This is a genomic window from Streptomyces ficellus, assembly GCF_009739905.1.
GTDB lineage: Bacteria > Actinomycetota > Actinomycetes > Streptomycetales > Streptomycetaceae > Streptomyces > Streptomyces ficellus_A.
In genome coordinates this window covers 6,049,422-6,074,470 of record NZ_CP034279.1, presented here as the reverse complement: position 1 = coordinate 6,074,470, position 25,049 = coordinate 6,049,422, and the positions used below count along the sequence as shown (strand labels likewise).

23 protein-coding genes are annotated in these 25,049 nt (G+C 72.7%); 6 read left to right on the top strand and 17 right to left on the bottom strand.

Annotated elements, in window-relative coordinates:
* Positions 1 to 151: 151 nt before the first annotated feature.
* Complete coding sequence (locus EIZ62_RS27225; RefSeq protein WP_156695317.1) at positions 152 to 358, bottom strand: hypothetical protein; 207 nt, start codon at positions 356 to 358, stop codon at positions 152 to 154.
* Positions 359 to 830: 472 nt separating this feature from the next.
* On the opposite strand from EIZ62_RS27225, the gene EIZ62_RS27220 reads away from it, so the two are divergent.
* Positions 831 to 2,009, top strand: coding sequence for a protein kinase domain-containing protein (locus EIZ62_RS27220; RefSeq protein ID WP_156695316.1), 1,179 nt, complete (start codon positions 831 to 833; stop codon positions 2,007 to 2,009).
* Between the two features lie 13 nt (positions 2,010 to 2,022).
* Here the strand turns inward: EIZ62_RS27220 and EIZ62_RS27215 are convergent, their stop codons facing one another.
* The 8 genes from EIZ62_RS27215 to EIZ62_RS27180 all read right to left on the bottom strand — a co-directional run bounded on the left by EIZ62_RS27215 (position 2,023) and on the right by EIZ62_RS27180 (position 13,069).
* Positions 2,023 to 2,841 (bottom strand): TrmH family RNA methyltransferase, encoded by an 819-nt coding sequence (locus EIZ62_RS27215; protein ID WP_156695315.1) that lies wholly within the window; start codon positions 2,839 to 2,841, stop codon positions 2,023 to 2,025.
* Positions 2,842 to 2,887: 46 nt separating this feature from the next.
* Complete coding sequence (cobA, locus tag EIZ62_RS27210; protein ID WP_156695314.1) at positions 2,888 to 4,120, bottom strand: uroporphyrinogen-III C-methyltransferase; 1,233 nt, start codon at positions 4,118 to 4,120, stop codon at positions 2,888 to 2,890.
* A gap of 265 nt (positions 4,121 to 4,385) precedes the next feature.
* Positions 4,386 to 7,940 carry a nicotinate-nucleotide--dimethylbenzimidazole phosphoribosyltransferase gene (cobT, locus tag EIZ62_RS27205; protein ID WP_156695313.1) on the bottom strand — a complete coding sequence of 1,185 codons (3,555 nt, stop codon included), beginning with the start codon at positions 7,938 to 7,940 and terminating at the stop codon, positions 4,386 to 4,388.
* A gap of 317 nt (positions 7,941 to 8,257) precedes the next feature.
* Positions 8,258 to 9,463 (bottom strand): precorrin-6y C5,15-methyltransferase (decarboxylating) subunit CbiE, encoded by a 1,206-nt coding sequence (gene cbiE, locus EIZ62_RS27200; protein WP_156695312.1) that lies wholly within the window; start codon positions 9,461 to 9,463, stop codon positions 8,258 to 8,260.
* Between the two features lie 109 nt (positions 9,464 to 9,572).
* A complete protein-coding gene (locus EIZ62_RS27195; RefSeq protein WP_156695311.1) occupies positions 9,573 to 10,259 on the bottom strand; it encodes a GNAT family N-acetyltransferase in 687 nt (228 codons plus the stop codon).
* 155 nt (positions 10,260 to 10,414) lie between these two features.
* Positions 10,415 to 11,281, bottom strand: coding sequence for a MetQ/NlpA family ABC transporter substrate-binding protein (locus EIZ62_RS27190; RefSeq protein ID WP_156695310.1), 867 nt, complete (start codon positions 11,279 to 11,281; stop codon positions 10,415 to 10,417).
* Positions 11,282 to 11,351: 70 nt separating this feature from the next.
* Entirely contained in the window at positions 11,352 to 12,023 is a 672-nt protein-coding gene (locus EIZ62_RS27185; protein ID WP_156695309.1) for a methionine ABC transporter permease, read from the bottom strand.
* Positions 12,020 to 13,069: a methionine ABC transporter ATP-binding protein gene (locus EIZ62_RS27180; protein WP_156695308.1), complete on the bottom strand. Its 1,050-nt coding sequence runs from the start codon at positions 13,067 to 13,069 to the stop codon at positions 12,020 to 12,022. Before EIZ62_RS27180 ends, EIZ62_RS27185 begins: the two co-directional genes overlap by 4 nt.
* Positions 13,070 to 13,653: 584 nt before the next feature.
* Here EIZ62_RS27180 and EIZ62_RS27175 point away from each other — a divergent pair.
* Both EIZ62_RS27175 and EIZ62_RS27170 read left to right on the top strand, forming a co-directional pair.
* Positions 13,654 to 14,013 (top strand): hypothetical protein, encoded by a 360-nt coding sequence (locus EIZ62_RS27175; protein ID WP_156695307.1) that lies wholly within the window; start codon positions 13,654 to 13,656, stop codon positions 14,011 to 14,013.
* Positions 13,994 to 14,467 carry a hypothetical protein gene (locus EIZ62_RS27170; protein WP_425281851.1) on the top strand — a complete coding sequence of 158 codons (474 nt, stop codon included), beginning with the start codon at positions 13,994 to 13,996 and terminating at the stop codon, positions 14,465 to 14,467. The genes EIZ62_RS27175 and EIZ62_RS27170 overlap by 20 nt, the downstream gene beginning before the upstream one ends.
* A gap of 50 nt (positions 14,468 to 14,517) precedes the next feature.
* Here EIZ62_RS27170 and EIZ62_RS27165 read toward each other — a convergent pair whose 3' ends face one another.
* The 3 genes from EIZ62_RS27165 to EIZ62_RS27155 form a co-directional block, all read right to left on the bottom strand.
* Positions 14,518 to 15,000 (bottom strand): GNAT family N-acetyltransferase, encoded by a 483-nt coding sequence (locus EIZ62_RS27165; RefSeq protein WP_156695306.1) that lies wholly within the window; start codon positions 14,998 to 15,000, stop codon positions 14,518 to 14,520.
* Between the two features lie 39 nt (positions 15,001 to 15,039).
* Positions 15,040 to 15,600 (bottom strand): RNA polymerase sigma factor, encoded by a 561-nt coding sequence (locus EIZ62_RS27160; protein WP_156695305.1) that lies wholly within the window; start codon positions 15,598 to 15,600, stop codon positions 15,040 to 15,042.
* 478 nt (positions 15,601 to 16,078) lie between these two features.
* A complete protein-coding gene (locus tag EIZ62_RS27155) occupies positions 16,079 to 17,227 on the bottom strand; it encodes a glycerophosphodiester phosphodiesterase (RefSeq protein WP_156695304.1) in 1,149 nt (382 codons plus the stop codon).
* 268 nt (positions 17,228 to 17,495) lie between these two features.
* On the opposite strand from EIZ62_RS27155, the gene EIZ62_RS27150 reads away from it, so the two are divergent.
* Entirely contained in the window at positions 17,496 to 18,125 is a 630-nt protein-coding gene (locus EIZ62_RS27150; protein ID WP_156696624.1) for a lysophospholipid acyltransferase family protein, read from the top strand.
* 49 nt (positions 18,126 to 18,174) lie between these two features.
* Here the strand turns inward: EIZ62_RS27150 and EIZ62_RS27145 are convergent, their stop codons facing one another.
* Positions 18,175 to 19,719 carry an MFS transporter gene (locus EIZ62_RS27145; RefSeq protein WP_156695303.1) on the bottom strand — a complete coding sequence of 515 codons (1,545 nt, stop codon included), beginning with the start codon at positions 19,717 to 19,719 and terminating at the stop codon, positions 18,175 to 18,177.
* Positions 19,716 to 20,267 carry a TetR/AcrR family transcriptional regulator gene (locus EIZ62_RS27140; RefSeq protein WP_156695302.1) on the bottom strand — a complete coding sequence of 184 codons (552 nt, stop codon included), beginning with the start codon at positions 20,265 to 20,267 and terminating at the stop codon, positions 19,716 to 19,718. The genes EIZ62_RS27145 and EIZ62_RS27140 overlap by 4 nt, the downstream gene beginning before the upstream one ends.
* Before the next feature lie 85 nt (positions 20,268 to 20,352).
* Here EIZ62_RS27140 and EIZ62_RS27135 point away from each other — a divergent pair, with 85 nt between their 5' ends.
* The gene (locus EIZ62_RS27135) at positions 20,353 to 20,859 is read left to right on the top strand and encodes an HAD domain-containing protein (protein WP_156696623.1); all 507 of its coding nucleotides are present in this window, start codon (positions 20,353 to 20,355) and stop codon (positions 20,857 to 20,859) included.
* A gap of 9 nt (positions 20,860 to 20,868) precedes the next feature.
* Here the strand turns inward: EIZ62_RS27135 and argH are convergent, their stop codons facing one another.
* Complete coding sequence (gene argH, locus EIZ62_RS27130) at positions 20,869 to 22,296, bottom strand: argininosuccinate lyase (protein WP_156695301.1); 1,428 nt, start codon at positions 22,294 to 22,296, stop codon at positions 20,869 to 20,871.
* A gap of 123 nt (positions 22,297 to 22,419) precedes the next feature.
* Positions 22,420 to 23,613: an argininosuccinate synthase gene (locus tag EIZ62_RS27125; RefSeq protein ID WP_156695300.1), complete on the bottom strand. Its 1,194-nt coding sequence runs from the start codon at positions 23,611 to 23,613 to the stop codon at positions 22,420 to 22,422.
* A 164-nt stretch (positions 23,614 to 23,777) separates the two neighbouring features.
* Between EIZ62_RS27125 and EIZ62_RS27120 the strand changes: the two genes are divergently transcribed.
* On the top strand, positions 23,778 to 24,470 hold the full coding sequence (locus tag EIZ62_RS27120; RefSeq protein ID WP_156695299.1) for a L,D-transpeptidase family protein: 693 nt from the start codon (positions 23,778 to 23,780) through the stop codon (positions 24,468 to 24,470).
* Between the two features lie 37 nt (positions 24,471 to 24,507).
* On the opposite strand, the gene EIZ62_RS27115 is transcribed toward EIZ62_RS27120, so the two are convergent.
* Positions 24,508 to 25,044, bottom strand: coding sequence for an arginine repressor (locus EIZ62_RS27115; protein WP_156695298.1), 537 nt, complete (start codon positions 25,042 to 25,044; stop codon positions 24,508 to 24,510).
* Between the last annotated feature and the right edge of the window lie 5 nt (positions 25,045 to 25,049).

Sequence of the window (25,049 nt, the reverse complement as noted above, 5' to 3'; positions counted from 1 at the left end):
CCGGCAGGCAACCGCACCCGGAGACGACGAAGCGGTGGCCGGCAGCTCCCCAGCTGCCGGCCACCGCTGCCGTCCGCCGCACCCCCGTCCCCACGGGGTTGTTGGCCGGATGACCCTGGCCCGGGCCGCTCTCCCGGGCCCGGGGCGCCGCTCAGCGCCCCAGCATCACGCCCACGGACGACGCCTGTGTGACCACCGCGTCCCAGCCGCCGAAGGCGACCACGAGGAGCGCGGCCAGGGGGAGGACCATCGCCGTTGCCACCAGCGGGTGGCGACGGCCGGAGGGGCGGACGTCGAACGAGACGTGGGCTTTCCGTCCCTGCGTGCGGATCACCGTCCGTGTTGCCGTGTCCGCCATGGTTCCTCTCCCGTCAATTCCAGCAGCGGCGAGTGCTTGACCTCGGGGGACGAGTGCCGCACTCGCCGCTTGACGTCAACATTAGGGAAGCGGGCCGCCCGGCACGTCATGCCCGCGTACCCTTTGTGCGGCCTCCCGGAGGATGAGCCGTCGCCGGGTGGTGTACTCCCCTGGGTGGAGAAGGGGCCGGGCGTCTGGGGGACTTCCCGGAGGGGGCGGGGGGCGGGTGACGTCACTCACGTCCGGCCCGCCGGGCTCCGCGGCCCGGCGCGACGGAACGTCAACCACCTTGATCGCCGGGGCATTTGGTGCACCAAGGGGGTCCGGGGGCCCGACCGGTACTGACAATCGATCGGTCCGCGAGGGCGCGGCCTATGAGCGCACCGGGGCGCGGGTACGTAAGCTGTGCCACGTCAAACGGACACCGGTGCAGCGAGGGTGGGGCCTCCCCCACCGCAGGTAGGGGACGGACATGGCGATGATGCGGCTCCGGCGCGAGGACCCGCGTGTCGTCGGCTCATTCAGGCTTCACCGGCGGCTGGGCGCGGGCGGGATGGGGGTCGTGTACCTCGGGTCCGACCGGCGCGGGCAGCGTGTGGCCCTGAAGGTGATCCGACCGGATCTCGCCGAGGACCAGGAGTTCAGGTCGCGTTTCGCGCGCGAGGTGTCGGCCGCGCGGCGGATCCGCGGCGGGTGTACGGCACGGCTGGTGGCGGCGGACCTGGAGGCCGACCGCCCGTGGTTCGCCACCCAGTACGTGCCCGGTCCTTCGCTGCACGACAAGGTCGCCGAGGAGGGGCCGCTGATGGCGGCCGACGTGGCGGCCATCGGCGCGGCGCTCTCGGAGGGACTGGTCGCGGTCCACGAGGCCGGGGTGGTCCACCGGGACCTGAAGCCGTCGAATATCCTCCTGTCCCCCAAGGGCCCGCGGATCATCGACTTCGGTATCGCCTGGGCGACGGGCGCGTCGACGCTCACGCACGTGGGTACGGCGGTGGGTTCGCCGGGGTTCCTCGCGCCGGAGCAGGTGCGGGGCGCTGCGGTGACCCCGGCGACGGACGTCTTCGCGCTGGGGGCGACCCTGGCGTACGCGGCGATGGCGGACTCCCCCTTCGGGCACGGCAGTTCCGAGGTGATGCTGTACCGGGTGGTGCACGAGGAGCCGCAGCTGCACGGGGTGCCGGACGCGCTGGCACCGCTCGTACGGGCGTGCCTCGCCAAGGACCCGGAGGAACGTCCCAGCACGCTGCAACTGTCCATGCGGCTGAAGGAGATCGCCGCACGTGAGGCGCAGGGGCTGACGGACGTCCGGTCGCCGGCGCCGCGGCCGGCGGCCCGGCCGGTGGACGACCGGCCCACGGGGCGGCTGACGGAGCGTTACACGGAGCGGAGCACGCAGGGCGGTGACCGGCGGACGCCTCCGCCGCGCGGGGCTCAGGCGTCGCGTGGCCCGGCGTCGCGCGGCGCGTCGCGGCCGTCGTCGCGGACGGGTGGCGGCCGGACGCCGTCGAGGCCCGGGGTGCGTACCGGGGCTGGGGGTGGGCGGCGGCCCGCGAACCCCCGGCTGCTGCGTCAGCGGATCTTCGTCTTCGTGGTGGTGACGCTGATCGTGCTGCTGGGCATCGCGGGGGCGCAGGGCCTCCAGGGGTGACGGCCGGTCAGGGTCAGTCCTGCGGGCGTCCGGTGACCACCGCGTAGAACGCCACTGCTGCGGCCGCGCCCACGTTGAGCGAGTCGACGCCGTGGGCCATGGGGATGCGCACCCACTCGTCGGCCGCCATCAGGGCCTTGGTGGTGAGGCCTTCGCCTTCGGCGCCCAGCATCAGCGCGACCCGGTCCAGGCGGTGCGGGGCCGCCGTGTCGATGCTGGTGGCCTTCTCGTCGGGCGTCAGGGCGAGGAGTCTGAAGCCCGCCTGGCGGACCGTCTCCAGGCCCCGGGGCCAGGTGTCGAGACGGGCGTACGGGACGGAGAAGACGGCGCCCATCGAGACCTTCACCGACCGGCGGTAGAGCGGGTCGGCGCAGTCGGGCGACAGCAGTACGGCGTCCATGCCGAGGGCTGCGGCGCTGCGGAAGATGGCACCGATGTTGGTGTGGTCGTTGACGCCTTCCATCACGACCACCCGGCGGGCGCCGGTGAGCAGGTCGTCCGCGGTGGGCAGCGGCTTGCGCTGCATGGAGGCGAGCGCGCCGCGGTGCACGTGGTAGCCGGTGACGCGTTCGGCGAGGTCCGGCGTCACCGCGTACACGGGCGCCGGGACCTCGTCGATGACGTCGCGCATGACGTCGACCCACTTGGCCGACAGCAGCATCGACCGCATCTCGTACCCGGCCTGCTTGGCGCGCCGGATGACCTTCTCGCCCTCGGCGATGAACAGGCCCTCGGCGGGTTCGCGCCTGCGGCGCAGTTCGACGTCGGTCAGGCCCGTGTAGTCGCGCAGGCGCGGGTCGTCGGGGTCGTCGATGGTGAGGAGATCGGCCACGGGGTGATACTGCCTTGTCGGGGGTGGGGTGCCAACGGGGTCTGGGTCACGCGGTGCTCTTGTGCGGGCCTTCGGCGACGACGGGCCCGATGACGATCACGGCGGGCGGGCGTACGTCCTCCGCCCGGACGCGGTCGGCGACGGTCGCGAGCGTCGCGTCCACGCGCCGCTGCGAGGCGGTGGTGCCCTCCTGGATCAGCGCCAGGGGCGTGTCGGGGGCCTTGCCGTGCGCCACCAGGGCCTCGGCGATCGCGCCGATCTTGTCGACGCCCATGAGGACGACGAGGGTGCCGGTCAGTTTGGCGAGGGACCCCCAGTCGACGAGCGAGCGCGGGTCGTCGGGGGCGACGTGGCCGCTGACCACGGTGAACTCGTGGGCCACGCCCCGGTGGGTGACGGGGATGCCGGCCGCGCCGGGAACGCTGATCGAGCTGGAGATACCGGGTACGACCGTGCAGGCGATGCCCGCCTCGGCGAGCGCCTGGGCCTCCTCCATGCCGCGGCCGAAGACGAACGGGTCGCCGCCCTTGAGGCGGACCACGGACTTGCCGGCCTTGGCGTGCTCGATGAGGGCGTTGTTGATGGCTTCCTGGGCCATGAACCGGCCGTACGGGATCTTCGCGGCGTCGATCACCTCGACGTGCGGCGGCAGTTCGTCGAGGAGGTCACGGGGGCCGAGCCGGTCGGCGATGACGACGTCCGCCTCGGCGAGCAGCCGGCGTCCGCGCACGGTGATCAGGTCGGGGTCGCCGGGGCCGCCGCCGACCAGTGCGACGAACGGGCTGCGGGAGCGGTGGTGCGGCGCTGCGATCGAGCCGTCGCGCAGCCCCTCGACGATGGCGTCCCGCACGGCGGCGGAGCGGCGCGGGTCGTGGCCGGTGAGCACGGCGACGGTGACGCCTTCGCTGCGGCCGGTCGCGGGGGTCCAGGCGGTGGCGGCGCCGGCGTCGTCGGAGCGTACGCACCAGGTGCGGGTGCGTTCGGCCTCGGCGGACGCGCGGGCGTTGGCCTCCGGGTCGGTGGCGGCGATCAGGGCGTACCAGGCGTCCGTCAGGTCTCCGTCCTCGTACCGGCGCCTGATCCAGGTGATCTCACCGGCCTCAGCCATGGCCTCGACGGACGGCGTCGCGGACGGGGAGACCAGGGTGATGTCGGCGCCGGCCGCGATGAGGGCGGGGAGGCGGCGCTGGGCGACCTGGCCGCCGCCGATGACGACGACGCGGCGCCCGGTCAGGCGCAGTCCGACGGGGTAGGCGGGGTGCTCGGCGTTCTCGGCCATGGCGGTGCGGCTCCTCGGCGAGGCGGTGGTGCGGTGTGCGGGGCCGCTGCGACGGTGGAGCGGCTGGTGGGACGGGGTGTCGCGGGTACGGCGCGGCGAGGGAGTGCCGGCGACCCCACGATACGGTGCGGCGCGCGCGGGCGTCCGGGGCGGTGCCCTCCGGCCGGGTCGGCCGGGCCGGGTCCCGGAGGTCCCCGCCCCCTGCCCGTGCGCGGAGACGACCGCGCACGGGGGCGGGAGGGCGAGGGCGGGTGGGCTCGGGGGCCTACTTCTCCGTGACGCCCGCCGAGTCGAACGTCGCCACCTCGTGCATCGCGCGGGCCGCGCTCTGGATCACCGGCAGGGCCAGCAGCGCGCCGGTGCCCTCGCCCAGGCGGAGGTCCAGGTCCACGAGGGGACGCAGGCCCAGCTTGTTGAGGGCGGCCAGGTGGCCCGGTTCGGCGCTGCGGTGGCCCGCGATGCAGGCGGCCAGCGCCTCGGGGGCGATGGCACGGGCGACGAGGGCCGCCGCTCCCGCGCTGACGCCGTCGAGGACGACCGGGGTGCGCAGCGAGGCGCCGCCGAGGATGAGGCCGACGAGCGCGGCGTGCTCCAGGCCGCCGACGGCCGCCAGGACACCGATGGGGTCGGCCGGGTCCGGCCGGTGCAGCTCCAGCGCGCGACGGACGACGTCCACCTTGCGCGCGTGCATCTCGTCGTTGATGCCCGTGCCGCGGCCGGTGACCTCCGCCGCGTCGGCGTCGGTGTAGACCGAGATCAGGGCGGCGGAGGTGGTGGTGTTGGCGATGCCCATCTCGCCGGTCAGCAGCGCCTTGTTGCCTGCGGCGACCAGGTCGCGGGCCGTCTCGATGCCGACCTCGACCGCGGCGAGGACGTCCTCGCGGCTGAGGGCGGGACCGGTGGTGAAGTCGGCGGTGCCGGGGCGCACCTTGCGCGGCAGGAGGCCGGGCGTGGCGGGCAGGTCGCCGGCGACGCCCACGTCGATGACGCAGACCTCGGCGCCCACCTGGTTGGCGAACGCGTTGCACACCGCGCCGCCGCCCAGGAAGTTGGCGACCATCTGGGCCGTCACCTCCTGGGGCCAGGCCGTGACGCCCTGGGCGTGCACCCCGTGGTCGCCCGCGAAGATCGCGACGGCCGCGGGCTCCGGGATGGGCGGCGGACACATCCGGGACAGACCGGACAGCTGGGCGGAGATGATCTCCAGCATGCCGAGCGCCCCGGCCGGCTTGGTCATCCGCTTCTGCCGCTCCCACGCCTCGCCGAGCGCCTTGGCGTCCAGGGGGCGGATGTTGGCGACGGTCTCCTGGAGCAGGTCGTGCGGCTCTTCGCCGGGCAGCGCGCGGCGGCCGTACGTCTCCTCGTGGACGACCCACGACAGCGGGCGGCGCTTGGACCAGCCCGCCTGCATCAGCTCCGGCTCCTCCGGGAACTCGTCGACGTACCCGACGCAGAGGTACGCGACCACTTCGAGGTGCTCGGGCAGGCCGAGGGCGCGGACCATCTCCCGCTCGTCGAAGAAGCTGACCCAGCCGACGCCGAGGCCCTCCGCGCGGGCGGCGAGCCACAGGTTCTCGACGGCGAGGGCCGAGGAGTACGGCGCCATCTGCGGCTGGGTGTGCCGGCCGAGGGTGTGACGTCCGCCCCGGGTCGGGTCGGCCGTGACGACGATGTTCACCGGGGTGTCGAGGATGGCCTCGATCTTCAGTTCCTTGAACTGCTTGGCCCGGCCCTTCGGCAGCGACTTGGCGTACGCCTCGCGCTGGCGCTGGGCCAGCTCATGCATCGAGCGCCGGGTCTCGGCGGAGCGGATGACGACGAAGTCCCAGGGCTGCGAGTGGCCGACGGACGGCGCCGTGTGGGCCGCCTCGAGGACGCGGAGGAGGACCTCGTGCGGGATCGGGTCGCTGCGGAAGCCGTTACGGATGTCCCGGCGCTCGCGCATCACCCGGAGCACGGCCTCGCGCTCGACGTCGTCGTACCCGGGGGCCGGTGCCCCCTGGTCCGCCTCCACCGGCTCGGCGGCCGGGGCGGGGTCGTCGTTGGTTTGGGCGGGGGCCTCAGGCTGCTGCGGGGCTTCGGGCTGTTCGGCGGCGGCCGGCTCGATGACGACCGGCTCGGTGGCGACCGGCTCGGTGGCGACCGGCTCGGTGGCGACCGGTTCGGTGGCGTCGGGAACGTCCGCCGCGGCGGGCGTTGGCGTCGCGGAATCGGCGGCGGCCGTCGGCTGCTCGGGAGCGACCGGCTGCGGGGACGCCACCGGCTCGTCGGTCGCGGTCTGCTGCGGCGCGGCGGGCGGCTGGTCGACGAGCAGCGCGTCGGGCTGCGCGGGCTCGGCGGGCTCCGGAGCGGGCGACTCGGCGGCCACGGGCTGCTCGGGCGTCGGCTGCTCGGCCGGGACCGACGGCTCGGGGGCGGCCTGGTGCTGCTCGGCCGGGGCCTCGGCGACGGCTTCGGGCGCTTCGGCGGCCACGGGCTCGGCCGCGGGCGCCTGCGGCTCGGCGGGCTGCACCGCGGGCTCGGCAACCGCCGCGTCGGGGGCGGGCGCCTCGGGGGCGGACACCTCCGCGGGCGCGGGCTCTGCGGCCACGGGCTCCGCGGGCGCCGGTTCCGGCTGTTCGGCCACCGGTTCCGGGGCGACCTGCTCGGGGGCCCCCGCCACCGGCTCGGCGGCGGGGGCGGGGGCGCCGCCGTCGCGGGGGGCCGGGACGGTCACGGCGACGTCCGGGGCGGGCTCGGGCGTGACGGCCACGGGCTCGGGCTCGGGCAGCGGCGCGGCCTGCTCCGCGGCCTGTTCGGGCGCGGGGGGCGGTGTCGGGGCGAGGTGGGGGGCGGTCGGGACGGAACCCTCGACCGGTACGAACTGCCCGGCCGGCGCGGGTGCCTGCTCCGGAACGACCGTTTCTGCTGGGGCGGGGAACGACGTCTGGGACGGCTGTGGCTGCGGGGACCACGGCTCGGCGCTCTGGGGCGGCAGCTCGCCGAACTGCGGGCCCGGCAGCGCGGACACCGGCTCGTCGCGCGGCACGTCCAGGTACTCCAGGCCGCCGGATGTCGCCGGACCGGGCGTCATGGGACCGGGCGCCATCGGACCGGGGTTCGCGGGCCCACGGTCGGCGAGCGAGCGGACGACCCCGCCCGAGGCGTCCGGGACGGGCGGGCCCATGTGGAGCGGGCGCCGCGCCGGGGCGGGAGCGGCGGCCGGTGCGGGGATCTGCGGCTGGGCCTGGGCGGGTTCGGGAGCCGGGGCCGGCTCCGGCATCCGTACGCCGGTCAGGTCGACCGAGCCGGAGTCACGGCCACCGGCCTCGTGCGCGCCGGCCTCGTGGGCGTCGTGCGCGGGCGCGGGCTCGTGGACTGCCGGCTCCGGCATGACGGGCTCGTGGACGGCGGGCTCGTGGGCAACCGGCTCGTGCACGGCGTCCCCGTGGGCGAGCGGCTCGTGGGCCGCCGGTGCCACCGGGGCGGCCTGCTCGTACGCGGCGGCGGCCAGCTCGTAGACGGGCTGCTGCGCCTGGTGGAGCGCCTGGGCCTCCTGGAGCTGGGCCTGCTGCTCGGCGATGACCGCCGCGCCCACCGGGTCCACCGCGGCGGGAACCGGCTGGGGCATCGGCATGGGGGCGGGTGCGGGCGCCGGGGCGGCGGGCGGCTCGCCCCACGCGCCCTGGGACCCCGGCATCAGCAGCAGGTCGTCGTCCTCGGCGGTGTTCTCGGAGGGGTCGAGGAAGGTGTAGGCGCCCGGGGCGGGGACGCCCGGCTGCTCCACCATGCCTGCGTTCTCCGGCTGCCCCTCGCCCGGGACCTGGCCGGTGTCAGTCATGCGTACCCCTCGCCCATCGGTTGTGCTCCTTCAGACCGTCGCCCGCCAACAACAACGAGCGTGCGCGCCGCGCGGCACGAACGGCACGCGGACATCACGTATTGTCGCGGCCTTCTGCCGCCGTGGCAGCGGGATCCGCCACCGTCGGCTGTGGACTGCGCCACGTTGCGCAACCCCCCGGTAACGCCGTACCACAGCGGGGGCCCGGACGGGGACCCAAAGCGGTCCCTTTTTCCGGACATTGACGAACCAAAGGTGGGTCGCCCGGCTGCCGTACAACGATCGGCCAGCCTACCTTCCGTCCCGTAGTGACATGGTCACGGGGAGGGCGCGGACCTGTGCCCGGACAGCAGGAAGACGACCGTGCGGTCGCGTTCCGTCCAGGCGCCGGGGTCGAGGTCGACGGACTGGAGGAGCGCGCATTCGACCGCGTACCCGCCGTCCGTGAGCACCGCGCCGATGGCCTCCGCCTCGTCGCGGGTGGTGGCGTGCGCGACGATCCGTTCGGGGCGGCGGTCCGCGCAGGCGGCGACGACGGCCGCTCCCCCGCCGCCGACGCGGACGACGTCGGGTTCGGGCAACCGCTCCAGGACGTGCGGGGCCCGGCCGGCGACGGTCTGGATCTGTACGCCGGAGTGGCGTGCGGCGGCCTCGGTGCGGGCGCACGCGGCCGGGTCCTCGTCGACCGCGATCACGGCCGCGCCGAAGCGGGCCGCCTCCACGGCGAGCGCCCCGGCGCCGCAGCCGATGTCCCAGACGAGGTCGCCGGTGCGCGGGCCGAGGCGCGCGAGCTGGGCCGCGCGCAGGCCGGCCGACTCGCCGGTGCGCAGGTCGCCGCCGTAGGCGTGGTCGGGCAGCCCCCAGCCGCGTACCGCTCCGGGGTCGCGGCCCATGAGCCAGCCGCCGCCCTGCGTGGCGGCGGCGCCACCGATGACGATGACGACGTTGGGGTCGCGCCAGGCGTGGTCGGCGACCTTGTCGGAGGTGAGGACGGTGACCTGTTCGCGCTCGGTGCCGAGTTCCTCGCAGATGACGAAGGTGCGGTGGACGCCGTCGAGGAGCAGGGCGAGTTCGGTGGGGCCCGCGCCCGGGGAGGTGAGGACGGCGACCTTGGGGTGGGCGCGGCAGACGTTGACGGCGCGGCGCAGCGTGCGGCTGTGGGCGACGACGACGTGGGCGTCGTCCCACGGCATGCCGGCGCGGGCGAAGGCGGCGGCGACGGAGGAGACGGCGGGCACCACTTCGACCTCGAGGCCGTACTGGGGTGCGCGCAGGGTGCGTACGACGCCGAAGAAGCCGGGGTCGCCGTCGGCGAGCACCACGGCCGTGCCGCGGTGGCCGGCGATGCGGCGGGCGGCGAGGTCGACGCTGCCGAGGCGGACGCGTTCGGCCGCGGGCGGGATCTCCGGGAGCGCCAGGTGGTGGCCGGCTCCGGCCACGAGGGTGGCGGCGGAGAGGGCGGACCTGGCGGCCGAGGTGAGGGGCGAACCGTCCCAGCCGATCACCGTGACCCGGTCGGCCATCGTCGTGTGTCTCCTGCGGTGTTGGTGGGGGCGTGGAGTGTGGGGGCGTGGGGTGGAGGTGGGGGCGTCGAGTGGAGGTGCGGTGGAGTGCTGGTGAGCGTACCGGGTGTCAGTTCCACTCGGTGAACGAGGAGTGGCCGAAGTCGTCGTGCTGGTCGGCGCTGCTGTCGAAGTCCTCGGGGAGCAGGCTCCAGACGATCAGGTCGGTCCGGATGTCGGTCCAGCCGCCGTCCTCCGTGCGGCTGCGCGCTATCCAGGCGTTGCGCAGGACGCCCTCGCTGATGCAGCCGATCTTCTGGGCGACCTGCTGGGAGGCGGTGTTGTCGGCCGCGGTGCGCAGTTCGAGCCGCTCGAAGCGCTGCCGGCGGAAGAGCCACTGGGCGGTGGCGAGGACGGATTCGGTGGCGTAGCCCTCGCCCCGGGCCCAGGGGGCGGTGACGTAAGCGACTTCGGTGGCGCGGGTGCGCCAGTCGGTGTTCTTGAGGTGGATGGTGCCGACGAGGCGCTGGGTGAGGAATTCGGTGACGGCGAGGACGACGCCCCGGCCTTCGGTGCGTTCCGCAGGAGCGATCCTGCGCACCCATTCCTCGGCGTCGGCGGCGGTGTAGGGGTGGGGCGCGGAGGTCCAGGCGACGACCATCTCGTCGTTCATCATCTCGATGTGCGCGGGGATGTCGGATTCCTCGTAGGGGCGCAGCACCAACCGTTCCGTGCTGATGGAGATGTCCGGAAAGGTGGTAGTCATGCGCAGCTCCATGCCGAAGACCGTCCGTTGAAGGCCGTGAACGCACAGCATGCAACATGCAGCCGGTTGTGCGCATGGCCGGGTCGATACGGATTCGTCGGTACGGATACGTCGATACGTCGACGTATCGACATGGTGGTGCGCCGGTACGGCGGAGGCCCCGCGCACCGGACGGGGTACGCGGGGCCTGGACCGTGTGGTGAGGGCTACTTGGCCGCGCCGAACGCGGGGACGATGGAGCCGTCCTTGTAGGTGTCCTCGATGTACTTCTTCACCTCGGGCGAGTTGAGGAGCTTCACGAGCTTCTGCACGCGCGCGTCCTTCTCGTTGCCCTTCTTGACGGCGAGGAAGTTGGCGTACGGGTTGCCCGCGGCCTTCTCCACGGCCAGGGCGTCCTTGGAGGGGCTGAGCTTGGCCTCGATGGCGTAGTTGCCGTTGATGACGGCGGCGTCGACGTCGTTCAGGGCGCGGGGCACGGTGGCGGCCTCCAGCTCCTTGAACTCAAGGCCCTTCTTGTCCTTGATGTCGGACAGCTTGCCGTTCGCGCCGACGCCGTCCTTCAGAGTGATCAGCCCGTTGTCGGCGAGCAGCTTGAGCGCGCGGCCGCCGTTGGTGGTGTCGTTGGGGACGGCGACGGTCTTGCCGGGCTTGAGGTCCGCCAGAGACTTCAGCTTCTTGGAGTAGAGGCCGAGGGGCTCCAGGTGCACGTCGACGACCGGCACGATGGTGGTGCCGTTCTTTTTGTTGAAGTCGTCGAGGTACGGCTTGTGCTGGAAGTAGTTGGCGTCGACCTGGCCGCTCTGGGTGGCCTTGTTCGGCAGGACGTAGTCCGTGAACTCCTTCACCTCCAGCTTCAGGCCGGCCTTGTCGGCGAGGTTGTCCTTGACGTACGTCAGGATGTCGGCGTGCGGCGTGGGGGACGCGGCCACCACGAGCGGCTGCGACTCGTCGGCCTTGCCGCCCTTGGAGGCACCCGGGTCGGAGGCGGTGCCGCAGGCGGTGAGGCCGAGGGCGAGGGCCGTGACGGCGGCGAAGGCGCCGGTGAGCTTGAGGTTCTTGCTGTTCTTACGCACGAAAAGTGCCTCTTTCTGGTGGTGCGGACTGCGCCCGGACAAGGAGTGCGGGCTGTTTCTCCGGAGGAGGTCAGGAAGCGGTGCGGCCCCGGCGGGCGAGGAGCCGTACGGCCAGGTCGCCGATGAGCTGGATGACCGTGACGATGACGATCAGCAGCACCACGGTGATCAGCATGAAGTTGGTCTCGAAGCGCTGGTAGCCATAGGTGATGACCTTGGAGCCCAGGCCCTCGCCGCCGACCGCGCCGGCCAGGGCCGAGTAGCTGATCAGCGTGATCACGGTGGTGGTGAGGGCGGCGATCAGCGACGGCAGGGCCTGCGGGAGCAGCACCTTCCCGACGATCGTCGGGATGCCTCCGCCCATGGACTGGACGGCCTCGACGAGTCCGTGGTCGACCTCGCGGATCGCGGTCTCGACGAGACGCGCGAAGAACGGGATGGCCCCGATGGACAGCGGCACGATCATCGCGGTCGGCCCGATGAAGGTGCCGACCACGAGAGTGGTGACCGGGATCAGGGCCACCAGCAGGATGATGAACGGCAGCGAGCGGCCGATGTTCACGATCACCCCGATGACCTTGTTGACCGGCCGGTTCTGGAGCAGGCCGCCCTTGTCGGTCAGGACCAGGAGGACGCCCAGCGGCAGGCCGCCGGCGAGGGTGACGAGCGTGGACCACAGCACCATGTAGAGCGTGTCGATGGTGCCCTGCTCCAGCAGGGGCCGCATCTCTTCCCAGGTCACTTCGCGATCTCCTTGACCAGGCCCTGCGCGGGCACGTGCGGTTCCTCGTCGATGACGTCGACCTGGAGGCCCTGCTCGCGCAGGAAGCCCACGGGGACGACGTTCTCCTCGTACCGGCCGGGCAGCTCGATGCGCATGCGGCCGATCTGCCGGCCACCGACGGTGTCCATGGCGGCGCCGAGGATCGAGATGTCGATGTTGTACGTACGGGAGAGCTGGGAGATCACCGGCTGCGTCGCCGCCTCGCCGTGGAACGTGACGTCGATGACCGTGCGGTCGGCGCCGGTGGCCTCGCCGGTCACCGGGAACAGCTCGCCGGCGAGCTCGGAGCCGGGGGTGGCGAGCAGTTCGGGGAGGGTGCCCGACTCGACGACCCGGCCGTTCCGCATCAGGGCGGCGGAGTCGCAGATCTGCTTGACGACGTCCATCTCGTGGGTGATGAGCAGGACGGTCAGGCCGAGCTGCCGGTTCAGGTCGCGCAGCAGCTGGAGGATGGACCGGGTGGTCTCCGGGTCCAGGGCGCTGGTCGCCTCGTCCGAGAGCAGTACCTTCGGGTTGCCGGCCAGCGCCCGGGCGATGCCGACGCGTTGCTTCTGGCCGCCGGAGAGCTGGCCGGGGTACGCCTTGGCCTTGTCGGCGAGGCCGACCAGGTCGAGGAGCTCCAGGGCGCGGCGGGAACGTTCGGCGCCGGAGACGCCGAGGATCTCCAGCGGCAGCTCGATGTTGTCCTTGACGGTCCGCGAGGACAGCAGGTTGAAGTGCTGGAAGACCATGCCGATGCGGCTGCGCGCGCGGCGCAGGTCCTTCCCGGCGCGGCGCCCGCGGCCGGCGAGCGCCGTGAGGTCGGTGCCGTCCACCGTCACGGTGCCGGAGGTGGGACGCTCCAGGAGGTTGACGCAGCGGATGAGCGAGGACTTGCCGGCGCCGCTCTGTCCGATGACGCCGAAGACCTCGCCTTCGCGGACATGCAGGTCGACGCCGTCCAGAGCGGTGACCTGGCGGCCTCGCGACTCGTAGACCTTGGTCAGGCCCTTGGTGGTGATCACAGGGTTTCCGTCACTGTCGAGTGCGCGGCGCGGTGTCCGCCGGGCACGGGGCATTCGTCGTTCCGACGCGCGGCACGGCTGTTCGGCGGGTGGCCGGGGAGGCACGTGCGCGGGGCGGCCCGTTCCGTCCGGTCTCGTCCGGAACAGGGCAGGGCAGTCGGGTCTCGCTTCGGGGCGCGAGGCTCAGGCGGGGGCCCTCAGAAGGCGCACATTCGACACATACAACGAGCACCGGGCGTCATCATCGCCTCGGTCGCAAGGGTGCGGCTGCTCGTCGTGGTCATGCGGGCCAGTAAAGCAGACCTCCCGAGCGGGCCCGGACGGTTGTCCGAATAGCGGACGTCTTGTGTACGCCATCCGGACAGGTCCGAGTGGTGCGCCGGAGGCCGCCGACTGCTTGCGCACCCCTTCTCGCCTGCGCGGACGCGGACGGCGGGGGTGGCCCGGGCGGGTGGGTGGAGGGGCGGCCGGGGCGGGCGCCACGGCGGGTGCTGTGGTCAAGACCACCCTCGCCCGCACGGGGTGCCGTGCGCCGCCCGGGGCCGGTCGCACCGGGTCTTTTGGCCCGTAATAGTCTCGGGCGCATGCTTGTCGCCCTGACGGTCGCGGTCTCCGTGGCCGCGCTCGCCCTCGCCGCCTGGTGCGGCTTCGCCGCGTACCGGGACCAGCCGACGAAGGACTGGCACTTCATCGCCATGGCCGTCGTGTCGGTCCTGGCGCTGGCCCAGCTGGTCGTCGGGATCGTGCGGCTGGCGCGGGGCGAGGAGGCCGACGAGGGAACGGCGATCTTCCTCGCCTACCTGATCGGCGCCCTGTTCGCGGTACCCGCCGCGGGCTTCCTGTCGCTCGCGGAACGCACCCGTTGGGGTTCGGCGACCGTCGCGGCCGGCGCGCTGGTGCTGGCGGTGCTGGAAGTGCGGCTCCATGACATCTGGACGGCGTGACATGGCGGCGGAACGGTCCGGTGCGGCGGCGGGACGGCAGGGCGGCCCCTCGCGGGGGCGTGGGCTGGCCAAAGGGCCGGGCATGCTGCTGGTGTGGCTGTACGGGGTCATGTCGGTCGGCGCCGTGTCGCGGTCGGTGCTCCAGATCGCCACCGAGTTCGGCCGGGCGCCGCTGGCGTACACGCTCTCCGCGCTGGCCGCGGTCGTGTACGTCTTCATCACGTACACCCTGGTGCGGGGCGGGGAGACCGCCCGCAGGGCGGCGCTGGTGTGCTGCGCCGCCGAGCTCGTGGGCGTACTGACCGTGGGAACCTGGACCCTGGCCGACCCCGGCGCCTTCCCCGACGCCACCGTCTGGTCGGACTACGGCTACGGGTACGTCTTCATCCCGGTGCTGCTGCCGGTGACCGGCATCATGTGGCTGCGCAACTCCCGGCGGCCCACCGCGGCGTAAGGCCCGCGCGGGGGCCACTGACGGGTGGGCCCGTCCGCGCGGCGGACGCCTCAGGCGGCCTTCTCCAGCGTGACGAGCCTCAGGCGCGGGCCCGCCTGGCGGGTGGCGACCGTTTCGTACCCCTTCTTGCGGTAGAGGCGCAGATTGCTCTCGCTGCGGTGGCCGGTGAACAGCTGGAAGCGCTTGGCCGCGGGTGCCCCCTCGCCGGCGAAGTGCTTCTCGATGGCGTCCAGCAGACGGCCGCCCAGCCCGTGGCGGCGCAGCCGCGGGTGGACGATCAGCTTGCCGATGGTGGCGGTGCCGGAGTCGTCCAGCTCGCCGCGTACGGAGGCGATCACCTCGTCACCGAGCCGGGCGACGAGGGCGTGGCCGCGGTACAGCTCCGCCTTCAGGTCGTCGAGCGACTGGGTGAGGGGCTCGATGCCGTAGTCGCCGTAGAGCTCCGCCTCGCTCTGGTAGCACAGGTACTGCAACTTGAGGATGTGCTCGGCGTCCTGCGCGCTTGCCGCTGAGATGGTCACGCTCATGCCCATGTCTGCATGCCTCCGGCTCACCTGGTCCGCCCTGTGGGTCTACCGCTCCCTTCCCCGATGACCAGGAACGGCAACCTCTGCCGGGAGCATTCTGCGCAGGCATCCCAGGCAACGGGAACGCATCGGCCCCAAACTGCCTTGTGAGATACCCAACTCCCCTGCGATTTCGCGGTAGGTGGGGTCAGTCGGCGACAACATCGCAGTGAGCAGCCGCCGGCAGTGGACCGGGGTGCGGGCGACGGCGGTACGCAGCGCCCGGCGCCGTTCCGCGACCAGCGCCGCGGGCTCGGGCTCCGCGCGCTCGGGCCCCGCGTCCGACACCGGCTCCTGGGCGGTGTAGGGCAGCTCCCGTACGACGGTACGCCTCGCGCGGCGGGCCTCGGCGCGGACGGCGCGGCGCAGCCAGTCGGCGGGGTGACGCGGCATGCCCGGGCCGTCGTCGAGCCGCTCCAGCAGCCTGAGCCACACGGCCTGTTCGAGATCGGCCGCATCGATGCCGGCGGCTGCGGCCTCCGCCTCGGACTCGGCCGCGAGCAGGGCGGTGAGCGTGCCGAGGGGTTCGGGCAGGGTGTGGCCGGTCTTCTTCACGGGGGGCGTCATGTCGCCGACGACACGGCTTGGCGGTCGGGTGGTTGCCCCTGCTCGCCGAAACCGCCCTTTCGGGTGGGGGTGGGGGCGTGGTGATGACGCCCGCCCGGTGGTGTCCGGGGTGCGGTGAGCCCCGGTGGGTGGGACGGCTCGGTTCGGCGCGGGGCGGTGTCTGGGTGCGGTGAGCCCCGGTGGGGGTGGGGCGTGGTGCTGACGCCCGGCCCTGTGCTGTCGGGGTGCGGTGAGCCCCGGCGGGGGTGGGGCGTGGCCCCTCCGGGCTCACCTCCTCGGGGCCGGCGGCCTCGGGTCACGGGATAGGGAGCCCCGGTAACGCCGCCGGTCCCCTGCGGGGGCGACCCTGCACGGCCCCGCCCCGGGCCGGATGCCGACTGCGGGACGGGGGTGGCGCCCCCGCCCGGGGTGCGTTGCCGGTGCGGGGCGGGGGGTGGCGCTGCCCCGCCCCGGGTGCGTTGCCGGTGCGGGGCGCGGGTCAGTGGCGGCCGCGGTATTCCTCTGCGGCCAGGAGGCCGGTGTCGGGCTGGTCGGTGAAGATGCCGTCGATGCCGGTCGCGAAGTACGCCTCGTACGCGCCGAAGACGTCGCCGTAGGCCGCCGGGTCCGTGCCGCGGCGGAACTCGGCGGGCAGGAAGGAGTTCTCGTTGCGCATCGTGTACGGATGGAGGACCAGGCCCTTGGCGTGGGCGTCGCGGACCAGGGTGGTCGGCTTGCCCAGGGTGCCGTCCTTGTCCTTGGGGATGACGAGGTCGAGGAGGGGGCCGATGCCCTGGGCGAAGGACGCGATCCACTTCAGGCCGTCGGGCGTGATCAGGTCGGCGACCGTGCGGGGGTCGCCGGACTCGCGGAAGTCCCAGGGGCGGTCGTCCGGCGTCCACAGGAGGACGACACGGGGCGTCGCGACGAGCTTGGCCATGCGCCGCATGCTGGTGGGCTCGAACGACTGGAGGAAGGTGGGCGAGTCCGCGCCGTGCCGCCCGTACCGGCGCAGCAGCTTCGCCAGCGGCTCCTCCAGGGGGAGGCCGAGGTTGCGGAAGTAGGTGGGGTGCTTGGTCTCGACGTACAGCCAGATCGGGCGGCGCCGGCGGCGGCCCTCCTGCTGGGCCCAGCGCAGCACCTCCTCGAAGGTGGGCACCGCCCAGCGGCCGTCGTACAGGGTGTTCTCCTGGCGCGTGCCGGGGATGCGCTCCTTCGCGCGGAGCGTCTTCAGCTCGGCGAGGGTGAAGTCCTCGGTGAACCATCCGGTCAGCGCGGTGCCGTCGACCGTCTTGGTGGTCTTCCGGGAGGCGAACTCCGGGTGGTCGGCGACGTCGGTCGTTCCGGTGATGTCGTTCTCGTGGCGGCAGACCAGGTGACCGTCCTTCGTGGGGACCAGGTCCTGCTCGATCACGTCGGCGCCCATGTCGAGGGCGAGCTGGTAGGAGCCGAGGGTGTGCTCGGGCCGGTAGCCGCTGGCGCCGCGGTGGGCGATGACCGTCGGGACGGGAAGGCGCCGGTACGCGCCGGAACCGCCGTGGGCCTGCGCCGCGGTGCTGCTCGCGCCCACGGAGAGGGCGGCCGAGCCGAGGACCGCCGCCCCCAGTACGGTCCGCCGGCCGGGACTCCTGTGCGCGCCCTGTGTCATGGAGAGGCTCCTTCGTGAAACGTTTTTCCGGATGGCCGAGCGAAGCCTGATCGTAGGCAGCGGTCCCTTACGTACGGGAGACCCCGAACGAACGTGTGGAAAACACGGGTCAACACCGCGTATCGACTCGGTGAACCCGACGTGCGGGCGGGTGTGACCCACGAGTATCGTCCTCACCTGCACATACTGGTCACACAGGTGGTCAGCTACTTCGACGGAGGACTCGTTGTCCCGCTTCGCGCTCATCAAGGCAGTGCTCAGCCCGGTCATGCGCCTGATGTTCCGCCCCCGGGTGGAGGGCGCCGGGAACATCCCCGGTGACGGGCCGGTCATCCTGGCGGGCAACCATCTGACGTTCATCGACTCGATCGTCCTGCCGATCGTGTGCGAGCGCCAGGTCTTCTTCATCGGCAAGGACGAGTACGTGACGGGCAAGGGCCTCAAGGGCCGGCTCATGGCGTGGTTCTTCACGGGCGTCGGCATGATCCCGGTGGACCGGGACGGCGCCAACGGTGGTGTGGCCGCGCTGATGACGGGGCGCCGGGTGCTGGAGGAGGGCAACGTCTTCGGCATCTACCCGGAGGGCACCCGCTCCCCCGACGGCCGCCTGTACCGCGGCCGTACCGGGATCGCGCGCCTCACGCTGATGACGGGTGCGCCGGTGGTGCCGTTCGCGATGATCGGCACGGACAAGCTCCAGCCGGGTGGTGCGGGTATCCCCCGTCCGGGCCGGGTGACCGTCCGGTTCGGCGAGCCGATGGAGTTCTCCCGCTACGAGGGCATGGACCGCGACCGGTACGTGCTGCGGGCGGTGACGGACTCGGTGATGGCCGAGGTGATGCGGCTGTCGGGGCAGGAGTACGTGGACATGTACGCCACGAAGGCGAAGGCCGCGTAGCGGACCGTACGGAGGAGGGCCGCACCCCTGGTGGGGTGCGGCCCTTTGCCTACGGGTGCTCGACGCCTTCCTCCAGCTTCTGGCCCCGGAGCAGGAACCAGGCAGCCACCGCGGTCGCCAGGAGGACGACGGCGCCGACGCCGGCCGCGATGCGCAGGCCCTCGGTGAAGGCGTCCTGTGCGGCGGTGACCAGGGCTCCGGCGGTGGCGTCCGGCAGGGCCGCCGACGCTTCCACCGCGCCGCCCAGGGATTCGTGGGCCGCGGCGGAGGTGTCCGCGGGGACGCCCGGCGGGGTGGGGAAGTCGCGGTAGACGCCGGTCACGATGGAGCCGAGGAGCGCGATGCCGAGCGCCGCGCCGAGTTCGTAGGCCGTCTCCGAGACCGCGGAGGCCGCGCCGGCCTGTTCGCGCGGGACGCTCGACAGGATGACGTCGGCGGTGACCGTGAACGCGAAACCCGCGCCGATGCCGACGACCAGCAGGGACGCGCCGAGCAGCGGGTAGCCGGAGGACCGGTCGAGCAGGGTCAGCACGGCGAGCGCGAGGCCCACCGCGGCGAGGCCGCCCGACACCACGGACCGCACCGAGAACCGCCGGGCGACGGTGCCGGCGATCAGACCGGCCGTCACCGCGCCGATCGCGGCGGGCAGTTCCGCGAGACCCGCCTCCAGGGGTTCGCGTCCCTGGACGAGCTGGAGGAACTGGGAGAGGAAGAACACCAGTCCGGACAGGCCCAGGATGGTCAGCAGGTCGGCGAGCACCGCCCCGGAGAAGCCGCGGTGGTGGAACAGCCGCATGTCGAGCAGCGGTGCCTCCAGCCGTAGCTGACGCCGTACGAACGAGGTCAGGGCGCCGAGGCCGATGACGGTGGCGACGGCCATGTCGACGTGCAGCCCGTGCGCGGCGACCTCCTTGACCCCGTACACGATGCCGATCATGCCGATGAGCGAGAGGGCGACGCTGGGCAGGTCCCAGGGGCCGGGGGCCGGGTTCTTGGACTCGGGGATGAACTTGGCGCCGACGAGGACGAGGACGGCCATCACCGGCAGATTGATCAGGAAGACCGAGCCCCACCAGAAGTGTTCGAGCAGGAACCCGCCGACCACGGGGCCGACGGCCGCGCCGGCCGAGGCCATGGCGCCCCAGATGCCGATGGCGAGGCTGCGCTCGCGCGGGTCGTGGAAGAGGTTGCGGATGAGCGCCAGGGTGGACGGCATCAGGGTCGCGCCGGCGACGCCGAGCAGCGCGCGGGCGACGATCATCATCTCGGGACTGGTGGCGTAGGCGTTGAGCACGGAGACGGCGCCGAAGGCGGTGGCTCCGGTCAGCAGCAGCTTCTTGCGGCCGATGCGGTCACCGAGGCTGCCCATGGAGACGAGCAGGCCGGCGATGACGAAGGAGTAGACGTCGCCGATCCACAGCAGCTGGGTGCCGGTGGGCTGGAGGTCCTCGCTGAGGAACGGGGTGGCCAGGCCGAGTACGGTGGCGTCGACCGCCACGAGCAGGACGGCCAGGACCAGTACGGCGAGGGCCAGCCACCGGCCGGGGCTGCGCAGAACCTCCTCGTTCTTCTCGAGGTGATCGGTACGGGTCATTTCTCCACGCTCCTGCGTGCTCCACCGAGCAGCAACTCGGCGATCATGTACTGGAAGTCCTTGGCGGCGACCCGCCCGTCCTGCACGGCCCAGGCGCAGGTGCCGATGAGGCCGTAGAGCGCCTCGGTGAGCCAGACGGGTGTCAGGTCGATCCGGAACTCGCCCTGCTCCTGGCCGCGCCGGAAGAGCGCGGCGACCCGTGCGTCGAGACGGGCCCAGCCCTCGTTGACCTGGTCGCCCTCGAAGAGCTGGTTCTCGGTGACGAGGAACGCGAGCAGTCCGGCGACCGGCTCCAGTCCGGCGATGAGCCGGAGCAGCGCGTCCTCGGCGGTGCCGTCGTCGAGCCGGGCGGCCTCGATGGCCCCCTCGAATTCCTGGATGCCGTACGCCTCCAGCGCCCTGACCAGCGCGTCCCGCCCGGCGAAGTGCCGGTGCAGGGTCGCGCGGCCGATGCCAGCGGCGCGGGCGACCTCGTCCATGGTGGCGGTCGCCTTCCGGGAGAGGAGGGCGGCGGCGGTGCGCAGCACCTGCTCACGGTCGACTGTCATGAGACAACCATAACCCACATGAGACATCAATGTCTCATTCGAAATTCGATCGACTCACCGGAGGGTGATCGGGATGCTGAACCGCATGAAGCCACTGCTGCTGCTCGACGTGGACGGTCCGCTCAATCCGTACGCCGCCCAGGCGGAACGAAGACCGGCGGGCTACACCACGCACCGGATGCGCCCCACGGGCTGGACGGACGGGAAGCCGCTGCGGGTGTGGCTCAATCCCGCGCACGGCGAGGAGCTGCGGGCGCTCGCCCGCCTGTACGACCTGGTCTGGGCGACCACGTGGAAGGGCGAGGCCAACGAGTGGATAGGGCCGCATCTGGGACTGCCCGGACTGCCGTACATCGACTGGCCCCAGATGCACGGAAAGGCCCCTCGCGGGACCTTCTGGAAGACGCAGTACATCCTCGAGTACGCGGCGGGGCGGCCGTTCGCGTGGGTCGACGACGACATCACGGCGTACGACCGCGAGATGGTGGAGGCCGAACACCTCGCCGCCGCCCTGTTGGTGCACGTCGACGAGCGCGTCGGCCTGACGCGGCCGGACTTCGACGCGCTCGCGGACTGGGCGGCGGCGCTGTGAGCGGGGGTCCTACCGCTTGGCGGTGGCCCAGGCGCGCTGGATCACCAGGTCGGCCTTGACCTCGGAGAGCTGGGCGGCGACGGCGGAGGGGGCGGTGCCGCCCCGGCCGTTGCGGGAGGCGAGCGCGCCGGGGACGTTCAGCACCGTGCGGACCTCGGGGGTGAGGTGCTCGGAGATCTTGGCGAACTGCTCGTCGGTGAGCTGGTCCAGCTCGATGCCCTGTGTCTCGCACTCCTTGACGCACTCGCCGGCGACCTCGTGCGCCACGCGGAACGGCACGCCCTGCTTGACCAGCCACTCCGCGATGTCGGTCGCGAGGGAGAAACCGGCCGGGGCCAGCTCCTCCATGCGCTCCCGGTTGACGGTGAGCGTGGCCATCATGCCGGTGAAGGCGGGCAGCAGGACCTCCAGCTGGTCGCAGGAGTCGAAGACCGGCTCCTTGTCCTCCTGGAGGTCGCGGTTGTAGGCGAGCGGGAGGGCCTTGAGGGTGGCCAGGAGGCCGGTGAGGTTCCCGATCAGGCGGCCGGACTTGCCGCGCGCCAGCTCCGCGATGTCCGGGTTCTTCTTCTGCGGCATGATCGACGAGCCGGTGGAGAAGGCGTCGTGGAGGGTGACGAAGGAGAACTCCTTCGTGTTCCAGATGATGACCTCCTCGGCGATCCGGGAGAGGTTCACGCCGATCATCGCGGTGATGAACGCGAACTCGGCGACGAAGTCCCGCGACGCCGTGCCGTCGATCGAGTTGCCGGCGCTGCCGTTCTCGAAGCCCAGGTCCTTGGCGACCGCCTCCGGGTCGAGCCCGAGGGACGAGCCGGCCAGGGCGCCGGAGCCGTACGGGGAGACCGCCGTCCGCTTGTCCCACTGGCGCAGCCGCTCCGCGTCCCGGGACAGGGACTGCACGTGGGCGAGCACGTGGTGGGCGAAGAGCACCGGCTGGGCGTGCTGGAGGTGCGTACGGCCCGGCATGGCGACGTCGGGGTGCGCGTCGGCGAGGCCGACCAGGGCGTCCTGGAGGTCGGCGAGGAGGCCGCCGATGATGCGGGCGTGGTCGCGCAGGTACATCCGGAACAGGGTGGCGACCTGGTCGTTGCGGGACCGGCCCGCCCGCAGCTTGCCGCCGAGGTCGGGGCCGAGCCGCTCCAACAGGCCGCGCTCCAGGGCGGTGTGGACGTCCTCGTCGGCGATGGTGCCGGTGAAGGAGCCGTCCGCGACGTCCGCCTCCAGCCGGTCGAGGCCGGCCAGCATGCGCGTCAGTTCGTCCTCGGTGAGCAGCCCGGCCTTGTGGAGCACGCGCGCGTGGGCGCGGGAGCCGGCGATGTCGTACGGCGCGAGGCGCCAGTCGAAGTGCACGGACGCCGACAGCTTGGCCAGCGCCTCCGCGGGACCGTCGGCGAAACGACCGCCCCAGAGCCGGACGTCACCGTTGTTGCTGCTCACTGCGGGTTGCTCCTCACGAGGGTGGATGTGCCGCCGCCTCCCCGCCGAGGGAACGGGGAGGCGGCTGGTCGAACGAGCCGGGGGCGGGTCAGGTCACGCCGGGGCCGGTCGGCCGGGGTCGAGTCAGGTCAGGTCGCGCTTGGCGGCGATCTTCGACGACAGGGCGAAGATGTCGATGAATCCCTGCGCCTTGGACTGGTCGAAGGTGTCGCCCGAGTCGTACGTCGCCAGGTTGAAGTCGTAGAGCGACTCGTCGGACTTCCGGCCGGTGACGACGGCGCGGCCGCCGTGCAGGGTCATCCGGATGTCGCCGGAGACGTGCTGGTTGGCCTCGTTGATGAAGCCGTCCAGGGCCCGCTTGAGCGGCGAGAACCACAGGCCGTCGTAGACCAGCTCGCCCCAGCGCTGCTCGACCTGCCGCTTGTAGCGGGCCAGCTCGCGCTCGACGGTGACGTTCTCCAGCTCCTGGTGGGCGGTGATCAGGGCGATCGCGCCGGGCGCCTCGTAGACCTCGCGGGACTTGATGCCGACGAGCCGGTCCTCGACCATGTCGATCCGGCCGATGCCCTGGGCGCCGGCCCGGTCGTTGAGCTGCTGGATCGCCTGGAGGACGGTGACGGGCTTGCCGTCGATGGCGACCGGGACGCCCTCCTTGAAGGTGATGACGACCTCGTCGGCCTCGCGGGGCGTGGCCGGGTTGGAGGTGTACTCGTAGATGTCCTCGATCGGCGCGTTCCAGATGTCCTCCAGGAAGCCGGTCTCGACGGCCCGCCCGAAGACGTTCTGGTCGATGGAGTACGGCGACTTCTTGGTGGTGGCGATCGGCAGCTCCGCCTTCTCGGCGAAGGCGATGGCCTTGTCGCGGGTCATGGCGTAGTCCCGGACCGGGGCGATGCACTTGAGCTCGGGGCCGAGGGCCTGGATGCCGGCCTCGAAGCGGACCTGGTCGTTGCCCTTGCCGGTGCAGCCGTGGGCGACGATCGAGGCGTTGTGCTTGTTGGCGGCGGCCACCAGGTGCTTGACGATCGCGGGCCGGGAGAGCGCCGAGACCAGCGGGTAGCGGTCCATGTAGAGGGCGTTGGCCTTGATGGCCGGGAGGCAGTACTCGTCGGCGAACTCGTCCTTGGCGTCGGCGACCTCCGCCTCGACCGCACCGCAGGCGAGCGCGCGCTTGCGGATGACGTCCAGGTCCTCGCCGCCCTGGCCGACGTCCACGGCGACGGCGATGACCTCGGCACCCGTCTCCTCGGCGATCCAGCCGATGGCGACGGAGGTGTCCAGTCCGCCCGAGTAGGCGAGTACGACGCGCTCGGTCACGGGTTTCTCCTTACGGTGCATTCACTGACAGGTATAACTATGCAATCCGCCGTATGTTTTGTCAACGCCGCGGGGAGCCACTTCACGGAGGGCCTCTCCGGTTCGCCGCCCCGATCGGACGCGTCCGGGGAGCGGGCCGGGGACGGCGCGCGTACGGTCCCGGCATGCGCCTCGGTCTCGCCCTCGTCTCCGTACTCCTGCCGGCCCTGCTCGCGCCCCCGGGCGGCGCCGGGCCGCTGCCGGAGCGCATGGCCGACACGGGCGGCGGTACGCAGCTGATCACCGCCGAGGCGCCGGGCGCCCGGTCCACCACCGGGACGGTGACGTGGTGGGACCGGCGCGGCGGACGGTGGGTGCGGGTGGGGTCGGCGGCGGCGCGGTTCGGGGCGAACGGCCTGGTGGAGGGGGTCAGACGACGCCAGGGCACCTCGACCACCCCGACGGGCCTCTACTCCCTGCCGTACGCCTTCGGCATCGACGCCGCCCCGGCGGGTACGGACCTGCGCCACCGCCGGGTGACGCGTCACTCCTGGTGGTGCCAGGACAACCGGTCGCGTGCGTACAACCGGTGGGTGGAGGGACTGCCCGCCGACTGCCGGGCGAAGGAGGCCGAACACCTCGTCACCTACGGCGAGCGGTACGCGCACGCCGTGGTGATCGGGTTCAACTACGACCGCCCGGTACGCGGGCGGGGTGCGGGGATCTTCCTGCACGTCGCCGGGGCCGGGCCGACCGCCGGTTGCGTCGCCGTCCCCGCGGGCGCGATGCGCCGGATCCTGGCGTGGGCGGACCCGGCGCGGCGGCCGCACATGGCGATCGGGACGGCGTCGGGGCCGACCGCGCTGACCCGCTACTGAGCCGACCCGGTACCGACCCCGTACCGGGCGGGGTGGCCTACCGGTCCTTCTGCGCGAGCCGCAGCAGGTGGTCGGCGAGGGCCTGGCCGCCCACCGGGTCGCGGGAGATGAGCAGCAGGGTGTCGTCGCCCGCGATGGTGCCCAGGATGGCGTGCAGTTCGGCCTGGTCGATGGCGGAGGCGAGGAACTGGGCGGCTCCCGGCGGTGTGCGCAGGACGACGAGGTTGGCGGACGCCTCGGCGGAGATCAGCAGCTCGCCCGAGAGGCGCCGCATCCGCTCCTCCTTGGCCGACTCGCCGAGCGGGGCCTGCGGGGTGCGGAAGCCGCCCTCGCTGGGCACCGCGTAGATCAGCTCGCCGCCCGTGTTGCGGATCTTGACCGCGCCCAGCTCGTCGAGGTCCCGGGAGAGCGTCGCCTGGGTGACGCTCAGCCCGTCGTCGGCGAGGAGCTTCGCCAGCTGGCTCTGGGAGCGCACCGGCTGCCGGTTGAGGATGTCCACGATCCGGCGGTGACGGGCGGTGCGGGTCTGCGGAACGGACGGCCCGCCGTACTCGAGGTCCTGCGCGTCGGTCATCGTCG